Origin of the sequence: Pseudomonas sp. 21615526, from assembly GCF_013386245.1 — a bacterium.
Taxonomy (GTDB): Bacteria; Pseudomonadota; Gammaproteobacteria; order Pseudomonadales; family Pseudomonadaceae; genus Aquipseudomonas.
In genome coordinates, this window is sequence record NZ_JACAOM010000081.1 from 1 (window position 1) to 11,971 (window position 11,971).

Annotated in this window: 12 protein-coding genes; 7 read left to right on the forward strand and 5 right to left on the reverse strand. The window is 59.5% G+C overall.

The window, feature by feature from the left end:
• A partial coding sequence (locus HX786_RS22765) for an SDR family oxidoreductase (protein WP_178912620.1) occupies positions 1-609 on the reverse strand: 609 nt, incomplete at its 3' end.
• A gap of 100 nt (positions 610-709) precedes the next feature.
• Between HX786_RS22765 and HX786_RS22770 the strand changes: the two genes are divergently transcribed.
• From HX786_RS22770 to rarD, 3 genes are all read left to right on the forward strand, one after another.
• Positions 710-1,612 (forward strand): LysR family transcriptional regulator, encoded by a 903-nt coding sequence (locus tag HX786_RS22770; protein ID WP_008432540.1) that lies wholly within the window; start codon positions 710-712, stop codon positions 1,610-1,612.
• A 76-nt stretch (positions 1,613-1,688) separates the two neighbouring features.
• Positions 1,689-2,699: an aldo/keto reductase gene (locus tag HX786_RS22775; protein WP_008432538.1), complete on the forward strand. Its 1,011-nt coding sequence runs from the start codon at positions 1,689-1,691 to the stop codon at positions 2,697-2,699.
• Between the two features lie 137 nt (positions 2,700-2,836).
• Positions 2,837-3,718: an EamA family transporter RarD gene (gene rarD, locus HX786_RS22780; protein WP_023658818.1), complete on the forward strand. Its 882-nt coding sequence runs from the start codon at positions 2,837-2,839 to the stop codon at positions 3,716-3,718.
• On the opposite strand, the gene HX786_RS22785 is transcribed toward rarD, so the two are convergent.
• The 3 genes from HX786_RS22785 to HX786_RS22795 all read right to left on the reverse strand — a co-directional run bounded on the left by HX786_RS22785 (position 3,687) and on the right by HX786_RS22795 (position 7,326).
• Positions 3,687-4,919: a dermonecrotic toxin domain-containing protein gene (locus HX786_RS22785; RefSeq protein ID WP_256735317.1), complete on the reverse strand. Its 1,233-nt coding sequence runs from the start codon at positions 4,917-4,919 to the stop codon at positions 3,687-3,689. The genes rarD and HX786_RS22785 overlap by 32 nt on opposite strands.
• Positions 4,920-5,077: 158 nt before the next feature.
• Positions 5,078-6,154 carry a 4-hydroxyphenylpyruvate dioxygenase gene (gene hppD, locus HX786_RS22790; RefSeq protein ID WP_003212566.1) on the reverse strand — a complete coding sequence of 359 codons (1,077 nt, stop codon included), beginning with the start codon at positions 6,152-6,154 and terminating at the stop codon, positions 5,078-5,080.
• A 248-nt stretch (positions 6,155-6,402) separates the two neighbouring features.
• A complete protein-coding gene (locus HX786_RS22795) occupies positions 6,403-7,326 on the reverse strand; it encodes a DMT family transporter (RefSeq protein WP_178912621.1) in 924 nt (307 codons plus the stop codon).
• A 77-nt stretch (positions 7,327-7,403) separates the two neighbouring features.
• Between HX786_RS22795 and HX786_RS22800 the strand changes: the two genes are divergently transcribed.
• The 3 genes from HX786_RS22800 (at position 7,404) to HX786_RS22810 (ending at position 10,507) form a co-directional block, all read left to right on the forward strand.
• Entirely contained in the window at positions 7,404-8,276 is an 873-nt protein-coding gene (locus HX786_RS22800; RefSeq protein WP_178912622.1) for a LysR family transcriptional regulator, read from the forward strand.
• 124 nt (positions 8,277-8,400) lie between these two features.
• Positions 8,401-9,945, forward strand: coding sequence for an EAL domain-containing protein (locus HX786_RS22805; protein WP_178912623.1), 1,545 nt, complete (start codon positions 8,401-8,403; stop codon positions 9,943-9,945).
• Positions 9,946-10,141: 196 nt separating this feature from the next.
• Positions 10,142-10,507 (forward strand): histone-like nucleoid-structuring protein, MvaT/MvaU family, encoded by a 366-nt coding sequence (locus HX786_RS22810; protein WP_003212570.1) that lies wholly within the window; start codon positions 10,142-10,144, stop codon positions 10,505-10,507.
• A gap of 170 nt (positions 10,508-10,677) precedes the next feature.
• On the opposite strand, the gene HX786_RS22815 is transcribed toward HX786_RS22810, so the two are convergent.
• Entirely contained in the window at positions 10,678-11,214 is a 537-nt protein-coding gene (locus HX786_RS22815) for a DUF4946 domain-containing protein (protein ID WP_178912624.1), read from the reverse strand.
• 193 nt (positions 11,215-11,407) lie between these two features.
• Between HX786_RS22815 and gloA the strand changes: the two genes are divergently transcribed.
• Positions 11,408-11,929 carry a lactoylglutathione lyase gene (gloA, locus tag HX786_RS22820; protein ID WP_003212572.1) on the forward strand — a complete coding sequence of 174 codons (522 nt, stop codon included), beginning with the start codon at positions 11,408-11,410 and terminating at the stop codon, positions 11,927-11,929.
• The last annotated feature ends 42 nt before the right edge of the window (positions 11,930-11,971 follow it).

Consider the following 11,971-nt stretch of genomic DNA (forward strand, 5'->3'; position numbering starts at 1 on the left):
CCCCACGCGCCCCACCCGCAACGCCCCGCCCGCCTTGGCAAACATTGCCAGTCGCTGCTCATCGGACAACCCGGCATACGCCTCGGTGTCGATCACGCCCGGGCTGACCACATTGACCCGCCGTGGCGCCAGTTCCTTGGCCAGTTGCTTGCCCAGCGCTTCGGTCGCCGCATTGATGCCGGTCTTGATGAATTGCCCCGCAACCGTTTTGCGCCCCAACTGCCCCGACGTCAGGGTGATGCTGCCGCGCTCGGCGAGAAATGGCAGCGCCGACTGGATCGCCCGCAGCGAACCCCAGAGCTTCACGTTGAAGTTGTCTTGCGCCAGGTTCAGGTCGGTCTCGATCAGGGCCTTGGCCTGCACCGCAGGCCCTGCGGTGTAGACCAGATGGTCAAACTGCCCCACGGTTTCGAACAAGCGCTGTAATGAGGCTGCGTCGGTCACGTCCACCTGCTCGCTGCGCACCCCGTTCTCCACGGTTGAAGACAAGCGCCGCCCGGCCAGCACCACATGGGCACCGCGTGCCACGGCCTGCTTGGCCACCGCGGCACCAATGCCGCTGCTGCCGCCAATGACGATGATGGTTGTGCCGTTGAGGGGAGATGTCATGGGGAAATACCTGGCTGAGAAAATGAGCTTTCATCTTCCCAGCTTGGCAATCGTTGAAAAATCCCGGTAAAACGACAAGATCTTTAAAGGATTTTTACAAATGAGCTCAATCCTCGACCTTGAAGTGTTCGTACGCACTGCTGACACCGGCAGCCTGTCGGCAGCCGCCCGCAGCCTCAGCCTGACCCCGGCCGCAGCGAGCATTGCCCTCAAGCGCCTGGAAACCCGCCTGGGCATCCGGCTGCTGGCGCGTTCCACCCGCAGCATGCGCCTGACCGAAGAAGGCCGGCGCTACCTCGACAGTGTGCGCGTGGCTCTGGAGGCGCTGTCGGAAGGCGAACAGGCGGTCAAGCAGCAAGGCCAGAGCCTGAGCGGGTTACTGCAATTGGCCGCGCCCTCGGATTTCGGGCGCAATGTGCTGCTGGGCTGGCTGGATGAGTTCAAGCTCGAACACCCGAACGTGCGCCTTCAGTTGCTGCTCAACGACAGCAATGCCGACCTGTTCCGCGAAACCGTCGACATCGCCCTGCGTTTCGGCGTACCACGGGACTCCAGCCTGGTCGCGTTGCCGGTGGTGCCCGACCACACGCGGGTGGCGTGCGCCAGCCCCGACTACCTCGCGCGCCACGGTACGCCACGCCTCCCCCAGGACCTGGCACAACACAGCACGCTGCGCTATATGCGCCAGGGTCGGGCGAACAACACCTGGTACTTTCGCCAGGGTGAGGTGTTGCAGGAAGTCGAGGTCGGCGGCGACTACCTGAGTGATGACGGCGAGATCGTGCGGCGCTGGGCGTTGGCCGGTCACGGCATCGCCTATAAAGCGCGGCTGGATGTAGCCCGCGATATCAAGGCCGGGCGCCTGGTGCCGTTGCTCACCGATTGGCAAGGCGAACCGACCCCGTTCAATCTGATGTGTCCCCATCGGTTGCAGGTGTCGGAGCGGGTCAAGGTACTGCACCGCTTCCTGCAACTGCGCTGCGCCGAACTATTACCGCAATAACCGTCGCGGGGCTTGTTCCAGAGCCTTGCTCTCTGGTATTGGATAGGGCCTGTCTCCCCCTTTTGAGGTGTTCACGATGATTTACCGCACACTGGGCCAGTCCGGGTTGAAGGTCAGCGCACTGACCCTGGGCAGCATGATGTTTGGCGAGCAGACCAACACCGAGGACTCGCTGCGCATCATCGACAAGGCCTGGGATCAAGGCATCAACTTTATCGACACCGCCGACGTCTACACCGGCGGGCGCTCCGAGGAAATCGTCGGCGAAGCCATCGCCCGCCAGCGCCAGGATTGGGTGCTGGCCTCGAAGGTCGGCATCGGCCCGGCGGATGGCCTGCCGAACCGCAGCGGCCTGAGTCGCAAGCGGATTTTCAATGCGCTGGAAGCCAGCCTGACGCGCCTCGACACCGATTACCTGGACATCTATTACCTGCACCGCGAAGACCACAACACGCCACTGGAAGTCACGATTTCAGCGATTGGCGACTTGATCCGCGAGGGCAAGATCCGCCACTGGGGCTTGTCCAACTACCGCGGCTGGCGGATCGCCGAAGTGATCCGCGTGGCCGAGCGCCTGGGGGTGGACAAACCGATCATCAGCCAGCCGCTGTACAACATCGTCAACCGTCAGGCCGAGGTGGAGCAGATCACCGCCGCCGCCGCGTATGGCCTGGGCGTGGTGCCTTACAGCCCGCTGGCCCGTGGCGTGCTCAGCGGCAAATATGCGCCGGACGTAACGCCTGAAGCCGGCAGCCGTGCCGGACGCCAGGACAAGCGCATCCTGGAAACCGAATGGCGCGTTGAATCCCTGCGCATCGCCCAGCAGATCCAGCAATACACCCAGGGCCGTGGCGTGGGGATTGTCGAGTTCGCGATTGCCTGGGTCCTGAACAACTCGGCGGTCAGTTCGGCGATTGTCGGGCCGCGCACCGAGGCGCAGTGGGATGCCTACACCGGCGCGCTGGAGGTGAAGATCACGGCGGAGGACGAAGCATTCATCGACTCGCTGGTCACTCCAGGGCATGCGTCGACGCCAGGGTTCAATGATGTGAGCCACTTTGTGTCGGGGCGAGTTGCCCGGCCATAAGTCCCTTTTATGGGGGGACCTGAGAAATCCTCCCATAAACCGCTCCAAAACAGAGCAAACATCTCACCTCAAAAGCACTATATTCCCTCCCTGAAATCCCCCCTTCTTTTGTATCAATCGGCTTTCGTGAGGACAGTGTGTCTAAAGGTGTTGTGTTATCGGTCTTGGCCTCGGTGTTGTTTGCCGTGATGTATTACTTCACGTCGCTGCTTACGCCCTTGAGCGGCCTGGAGATCTTCGGCTGGCGCATGTTGTTGACGGTGCCCTGCATGACCGTGTTCATGATTGTCAGCGGCGAGTGGCGACGGGTGTGGGAACTGGTTCGCCTGGTTGCGGCCAAACCCGCGCTGATCGGCGGGGTCGTGGTGTCTTCGGCCCTGCTGGGGGTGCAGTTGTGGCTGTTCATGTGGGCGCCGCTCAACGGTCGCAGCCTGGATGTATCGCTGGGCTATTTCCTGCTGCCATTGACGATGGTGCTGACCGGTCGGCTGGTGTATGGCGAACAATTGTCACGCCTGCAAAAGATTGCGGTGTTCTTCGCCGGTGCTGGTGTGCTGAACGAGTTGTATCAGGTGGGCGGATTCTCCTGGGCAACCCTGGTAGTGATCATCGGCTACCCGGTTTACTTCGTACTGCGCAAACGCCTGAAGACCGACCACCTCGGCGGGCTGTGGCTCGATATGGCGCTGATGTTGCCGGTGGCACTGTGGTTCGTGCAAAGCGGCGAACAGGGTTTTGCCGTGCTCGACGCCCACAAGGGCTTGTACGCCTTGATCCCGATGTTGGGCTTGATCAGTGCGTCGGCGCTGGTGTGCTACGTCGTCGCCAGCCGCTTGTTGGCCTTCAGCCTGTTCGGGCTGCTCAGCTATGTAGAACCGGTGCTGCTGCTCGGCGTGGCCTTGTTGTTGGGCGAAAGCATCAAGGCGGGGGAATGGCTGACGTATCTTCCGATCTGGCTCGCGGTGATGGTGCTGGTGTTTGAAGGCTTCAAGCATTTGGTGCGTCAGCAGAAGGCCTGACAGCGCTTTTTTTTGCTGCCATTTCGAGCATTACAGCCGTTTGCGACAACCCCCCTCGGATGGCCCCGTAATACGGAATCCTGCCTTGGATTTCGTCGCCTATTTGCGTCAGTGCGGCGTCCATTTGCGCCTTTTCAACGCCAAACAGCTTACCGAGCCGGTTGTCCTGGTTGAGTTCAAGCAAGGTGCCGGTGACGGGGTTTTTGACGATTTTTTCGATGGACTGCGCCACATCCTCAGGCACGCCCAGTGCGATCAAGGCCGTCCCAATGCCTGAACCCGGATTCTTCAGTTGGCGGATGAACTCGTCGAACAGCCCCCATAAATCGTTGGCACCCACATTATCCAGGCTGACACTGACGACCGTTTTCAAGTATTGCTCTCGCGAAACAGGCGACAGCGGCTGGTCATTGTTCAGGCCGTTTTTCACAAAGTAGAAGTTGCCCTTGTTACCTCCTCCATGGAAGTTGCCGTAGGCATCGTACTGATAGAGTACGGTTTCTCCGTCCGGACGTGTGCCTGCGAAAGTCACCCGGCCATCACGGGTCTCAACTTTCAGGTAGGTCCCCGTCAGCCCGTTGACCGGTACCGGCGGCACGCTTGGGTGCTTGTCCAGGCGATTGAAGATATCGCCCTTTTCGTAGCCAAAAGGCCCGACCACGGCATTGATATCGCCTGCGGCGAAGCGCGTCATCGTGTCTTTTACCCGCTTTGTCTGATCGGCAGGCGCATTGCGGGAAAAATGCCCGGCAAATACATCCAACTTGTCAGGGTCGATGGCGACCTCTTTGAGCCAGGCGTTCATTTCTTCAAGGTTATTGAATTCGAAGAACGAATTGCCCTCCACGTCAGGAATGTACAACAGGATATTCGTTCCGGTTTCAGAGGCGGGTACGCGTTTGACCACCAGAATGTCGCTCGACTGGATCCCGTCCACCGCGAACGTGCAGACCTGCGCGCCGACGGTTGATGAGGTACCCGGGGCCAATACGGCATTGGCCAGTTCGACGCCTGCGGCGGTCAGCTCGCCCTGCGCACTGCTCCATTCCACGTTCGAGGAAAACGTCACGCGGGCGACAGTGGCAGGACTTAATGGGGAGGGAGCAGTTGGGGCCAAGGGACTGATGGCCGGTTCGTCGTTGACGGCTGCTGCCTGATTCAAACCTGGAGGTGGACTACCGGTGTGCGCAATGACTGTCATACATGAACCTCAACTGGGCATATGACACTGAGTAACGCTGGCAGTGAATTCCGTTCCTGGCCGCTGGCAACCGCCTGTGTCCCGATGTTTCTGCCGGGCAACAAAAAGCCCGGCCAGGTGCAATCCCGGTCGGGCTTTTTTGTGTATCGCCCAGGCGATCAGTCAGCGGTCAACACACCACGACGCACTTGGTCGCGCTCGATGGATTCGAACAGTGCCTTGAAGTTGCCTTCACCAAAGCCGTCGTCACCCTTACGCTGGATGAACTCGAAGAACACCGGGCCCATCAGGGTTTCCGAGAAGATCTGCAGCAGCAGGCGCTTGTCCCCCGCCACTGACGAGCCGTCCAGCAGGATGCCCCGTGCCTGCAGTTGATCCACCGGCTCGCCGTGGTTCGGCAGGCGGCCTTCGAGCATCTCATAATAGGTGTCTGGCGGCGCGGTCATGAAGCGCATGCCGATCTTCTTCAACGCATCCCAGGTCTTGACCAGGTCATCGGTGAGGAAGGCAACGTGCTGGATGCCCTCGCCGTTGAACTGCATCAGGAACTCTTCGATCTGCCCGGCACCCTTGGACGATTCTTCGTTCAGCGGGATGCGGATCATGCCGTCCGGGGCGCTCATGGCCTTGGAGGTCAGGCCGGTGTATTCGCCCTTGATGTCGAAATAGCGCGCCTCACGGAAATTGAACAGCTTCTCGTAGAAGTTCGCCCAGTAGGCCATGCGGCCGCGGTACACGTTGTGGGTCAAGTGGTCGATGACCTTGAGGCCCGCGCCCACCGGGTTGCGCTCGACACCTTCGAGGTACACGAAGTCGATGTCATAGATCGAGCTGCCTTCACCAAAGCGGTCGATCAGGTACAGCGGCGCGCCGCCAATGCCCTTGATCGCCGGCAGGTTCAGCTCCATCGGGCCGGTTTCGATATGGATAGGCTGGGCGCCCAGTTCCAGGGCCCGGTTGTAGGCCTGTTGCGAGTCCTTGACGCGAAACGCCATGCCGCACACCGACGGGCCGTGCTCGGCCGCAAAGTAGGAGGCGATGCTGTTGGGTTCGTTGTTGAGGATCAGGTTGATCTCGCCCTGCCGGTACAGGTGTACGTTCTTGGAACGGTGGGTCGCGACCTTGGTGAAGCCCATGATCTCGAAGATCGGCTCCAGGGTGCCCGGGGTTGGCGATGCGAATTCGATGAACTCAAAGCCCATCAGGCCCATTGGGTTTTCGTACAGGTCTGCCATTTTCGGTGCCTCATCATCATTCTTGTAATTAACAAATGCTTATTTGCGAGCAAGGATGAGGTCAGCGGGTGGCGCACAGGAGATACCCCGCACGCTGCGGGCGAGGAAGTCACCAAAGATGAGGGGGGACCCGAGTAGCTTCATGGTACATCAGTCTCTGACGGGCGAGGCTTGCGTTAGCGCAAGTCCTTATTCTTGTATGCGTAAATCGATTCTACACAGCGTAAACAGATTTGTCCGTACTCTTATCAAATCCCCATTGCCCTGGCCCGCGCAAGGGGTTTGTTGCACAGATAGATGCCCAGCAGAATGACCGCCCCACCCAGCAACATCGGCACGGTCAGTTGCTCGCCAAGCAGCAATGCGCCGCAGATCACTGCCGTCAGCGGATTGAGGGCGATAAATACACCCGCACGGGTGGCGCCGATGCGGCGCAGGCCATCGTAGTAGCCGATGTAGGCCAGTGCCGAGCCCAGCACGCCCAGGTACAGCAAACTCATCAGTTGGGGCAGATCAATCCGGCCCAATGCGGCCACCGTTAGTCGGCCCGTCACCAGCGTGGTGATCGTCAGCATCAGCGTGCCCAGCAGGATCGACCAGGTCACGGTTTGCAACGGCCCCAGGCGCTGGTTGAGACTCCGGGAAAACAGCGAGTACACGCCCCACCCCACCACGCAGCCGAAAATCAGCAAGTCACCGACCCACGCATCTGCCGTGCCCTGCAGCAACTGCGGGTTGCGACTGACGATCACCAGCCCTGCGCCACCCAGGCACAGCGCGATCCCCACCAGCTTGAAGCAGCCCAGGCGTTCCTTGAACAGCAGCCACGAGGCCAGGCCAATCACTGCCGGGTTCAGCGCCACGATCAACGACGCCCGGGACGCATTGATGTAATGCAGGCCGTAGAAAAAACACAGGTTGTAGAAAAAGATCCCGAAAAAGCCCAGCACCATCAATTGCATCCATTGCGCGGTGGTCGGACGCACCAGGCGAATACGCGCGACGCCCAGGAAGGCCAGCAGCGCCAGGCTGGCCAGTGCAAAGCGCACGGTCGCCGCCAACAGTGGGTCCAGGCCTGCCGCCAGATAGCGCCCGGCAACGAAGGTGCCGCCCCAGATCATGGTCACGGCCGCCAGCTTCAGATATGTCAGACGGTCAGGGCTCGGGTTCATCAGATTTCTACTCACAAGACACGGGATTGGCTTATTGTTTGGCTAATCCCCGATCATCGTAAAATGAGTAAATACTCATGACCCTTACCCAACTGGAAATCTTTTCCCTGGTGGCCGAACTGCAAGGTTTCACCAGCGCCGCCAATCGCCTGGGCATCAGCCAATCGGCGGTGTCCCATGCGATCAAATCCCTGGAGCAGGAACTGGGTGTGGAGTTGATCCGACGTCATCAGTCCCAGGTCGAACTCAGCGATATCGGCCAACAACTGCTGTCGCGCGCCCGGGCCATGCTCGGGTTGGCCAACACGCTGCAACAGGAAGCCGCCGATGCCCGCGGGATGAAGCGCGGCACGCTGCGCATCGGCTCGTTCGGGCCGACCTCATCGATTCGCTTGTTGCCCGCGATCCTGCAGCATTTTCGCGAGCAGCATCCGGGCATCGAGGTGCATGTCGACGAAGGCCCCGATCGCCAGGTGACGCAGTGGCTGGAAGAGCGGCGCGTCGACGTTGGGTTTGTGGTGCTGCCTGAAGAGCGCTTCGATACGTTCCCGTTGATTGAGGACCAACTGGTCGCGCTGCTGCCCTTGGGGCATCACTTGGGCGCGCAGCCAAGTGTCAGCCTGAAAGCGCTGTGTGGTGAACCTTTTATCCTGACCCAGGCCGGTTCGGCCGAACTGGTCTCAAGGCTGTTCGTCGGTGCAGGGTTGCAGCCGGATGTGCGTTACCGCTGCTCACAGCTGCTCAGCACCCTGGACACCGTGCGCCGGGGCGACGGCGTGACCATTGTCGCCGAGTTGTCGCTGCCTGAATCCACGCAGGCGGATTACCTGATCAAACCGCTCAAGCCTGCCGTCAAACGCCAGGTGGGGCTGGCGGTACTGGACCGTCGGCAGTCCTCCCCGGCAACCCTGGCATTTATTCAACTGGCCACACGGTTGAAGCTTTATTGAACATGCACAGACGCCTGCCGCCATCTATCATGGCCAATACCGATACGCTTTGTTGGAAGGCCACCGAGGTTGTCCCGACCGCATTTGAGCGTCCTATTGCCCTCTCCCGCTACAGGCTGCGCAAATGCCACTGACCGTCAAAGGCCCCCGAAAGGCCTCCACTCGCCATCTGATCACCCTGCTCAGTGGCGCGCTGCCCATTTTGCTGGGTGTGCTTATCCTGTATTGGCAAGCCGGGCGCACCCTCGAGCACAGCACCGCGCAAACCGCCCAGGAGGCCGTGCGCCAGTTTGACCTGATGCTCGACAACACCGCCCTCGCCGCCCAGGACCTGCTGCCACTGGCCGGCCATGAATGTGATAACCCGACTCAACTGAAGCTGCGGGAACAGGTCACCCGCCGGCCGTTCGTGCGCGCCACCACCTTGTCCTGGCAGCGCAACATCTATTGCAGCTCGTTGTTTGGTGGCAACTACCAGTCCCCGGTCAACCCTGAGGACTACGTCGGCGGTCGTCTCTGGCTGATGAAAGGCAACCCGGTGACACCCGACACCGCATTGCTGGTGTATCGCCTCACCGAGGGAGACCGGGGGGCCTTCGCCTCCATCGATGGCTACCACTTGACCAACGCGTTGCGCCTGATCAGCCGATATACCGACCTGGTGTTGCAGGTGGGGCCTAACTGGCTGGCGGCGGATGGCAAGGTGCACAGCACAGCGCTGCCGACATTTTCCGTCGCGCATCATCATCTCGACTCCACGCGGTATACCTACAGCGTGGAAGCCGGAATGCCGGAGGGTGAAACCTGGCGCTACATGCGGGCGCGGTATCCCGCGCTGTTCGTTCTGGTGGTGTTTTTCGGCGTGCTGGCAGGCATCCTCGCCCACTGGCTGCAAAAGCGCTCATCGGCACCGACCCTGGAACTGCAACGGGCCCTGGGCGCCAATGAATTTGTGCCCTATTACCAGCCAGTGGTGCGTGGCGACAACATCCGGCAGTGGGCCGGCTGTGAAGTGCTGATGCGCTGGAATCATCCCAGGGAAGGTCTGGTGCGCCCGGACCTGTTCATTCCCCTGGCCGAACATTCGGGCCTGATCGTACCGATGACCCGCGCCCTGATGCGCCAGACCGCCGCACAGTTGGCGCCCCACACCGCGCAGTTTGCCGACAATTTTCACGTGGGCATCAACATTACCGCTCGCCATTGTCACGACCTGCGGCTGGTGGAGGACTGCCGGGAGTTCCTCGCTGCCTTCCCGCCGGGCAAGGTGATCCTGGTCCTGGAGTTGACCGAGCGCGAGTTGATCGAACCCACGGATATCACCCGCCAGCTGTTCCAGGCGCTGCATGAAATGGGGGTAATGATCGCGATCGACGACTTTGGCACCGGCCACTCCAGCCTCGGTTATTTGCGCAACTTCAATGTCGATTACTTGAAGATAGATCAAAGCTTCGTGGCAATGATCGGTGTTGATGCACTCTCGCGGCATATACTCGACAGCATCATTGAACTGTCTGCCAAGCTGGACCTGGGCATCGTTGCCGAAGGCGTCGAAACACAAGAACAATGCGACTATCTGGCGGCCCAAGGCGTTGATTTCTTGCAAGGCTACCTGTTTGGCAAGCCTGTACCTTGCGACGAGTTCATTAGATTCCTGAACAGCCATTGAATAGCCAGCCACTTCAACGGAAATATTGTTATTTATACAAAAGACATGATTTACTCATGACTGATTAACTACTACAATTTTTCCTGCCTGTGCTGAATTGGCAGGAAGGCCACTTTCATTGAGTCGCCTTAAGGCTCTTGGCTTATCGCTTTGTTTGCAGTAGATATCAGCCAAATACACTATTGGAGTATAGATTTTGTCCAGACTCGCCGAATTTCGCGCAGCAGAAAAAGCCCTTCAAGAGCAGCTTGCCCAGCTGGAATCCCTGAAGAACGATGCTGGTTTGAAGAAAGAAATCGAATTCGAAGAAAAGCTGCAAGGGCTGATGAAGACCTACGGCAAAAGCCTGCGCGACATCATCTCCATCCTGGATCCTAACCCGGGCAAGTCCGGCGCTTCCGTCGCTGCCGCACCCAAACAGCGCCGTGCCCGCGTCGTCAAGGTTTACCACAACCCGCACACGGGTGAACTGATCGAAACCAAGGGCGGCAACCATCGCGGCCTGAAGGCGTGGAAAGAACAGTACGGCGCAGCCACTGTAGACTCCTGGCTTCGCGGCTAATGCTTTGCGGCTAGTACAAACGCACTAAGAAAAGCCCTGCACATGCAGGGCTTTTTTGTTTACAGGCATCGATAGTGAAACAAATCAGGACGCTGGCACTTTCAAAAGCGAACTTTAAAAAACATTTCACTTTGTTCAAATCGACTTATTTGTCGCGATGCCTACAACGCTCAAAGTTTAAGGCTGTCACGCACCGAACTGACTTCATCCTTGCTTGATTCGTAAGCGTCGGCCTGGCCTGCGTATGAAAAAACATAGGCCTTATCGGTATCGACAGCCGCCACCAACGTTTGCGACAGCACATGCCGACCGTTCTCGGTGATTACACAGGTAGTTTCCAATGCCTCAAGCCGGCTCAATGTTGTGGGGTGCATCTTGGTGCACACACTTTGATAACCACCCTGGGCAAAGTCCTTCTGGATGGATTTGCGCATTTCCAGCAGCACACCTTGCAGGTTGACCGTATGCCCCGCTTCGATTGGCGTGCCTGTCAACTCCATGACCATCAAGGTCGCGCCATTCTCATCATTCTTTATGGCCCGCTGGCGGGACACCGCCGACGGTTGCGCCGGGGCCTGGTCGTCGGGCGCCACTTCCTCTACCTGCCAGCCGCTGGGCCAATGAATTTCCGGGTCAGCCGCCCATGCAGCGGTGCTGCCCAGCAACAGGCCCAGGGTACTCAACAACGGTGCGCGAAATCCGGTCATTACGAAAAACACTCAAGGTTCAAGCGACAAAGTTTGGGCCCCTGCACCCGCTGGCCGCAAGGGTTGCGTGACCTTTTTCATTTGGCGCAACCGGCAGGGCTGCGTATCATGGACCGGCTGCACGGATGCCAGCCGCAAGCCAAGGGATGCTCCAACCGGAGCCACGTTTGCCCCATTTTTCTCTGGAGGGCCCATGAGCCTGCACGAACTGAACACTTTCCCGGGCGTCACCGCCCAGCCTGACACCGCCACCACGAACTTCGTGTTCAACCACACCATGCTGCGGGTCAAGGACATCACCAAGTCGCTGGATTTCTACACCCGCGTACTGGGTTTTTCCCTGGTTGAAAAACGTGACTTCCCGGAAGCCGAATTCAGCCTGTACTTCCTGGCCCTGGTCGACAAGGCCCAGATCCCGGCCGACGCTGCCGCCCGCACCCAGTGGATGAAGTCGATCCCGGGCATCCTCGAACTGACCCACAACCACGGCACCGAAAACGACGCGGACTTTGCCTACCACAACGGCAACACCGACCCGCGTGGCTTTGGCCATATCTGCATCTCGGTGCCGGACATCGTTGCTGCCTGCGCGCGCTTTGAAGAACTGGGCTGCGACTTCCAGAAGCGCCTGAGTGACGGCCGCATGAAAAGCCTGGCCTTCGTGAAAGACCCGGATGCGTACTGGGTTGAAATCATTCAGCCAACGCCGCTGTAAGGTTCCGCCGGCAATAAAAAACCCCATGATCACTCATGGGGT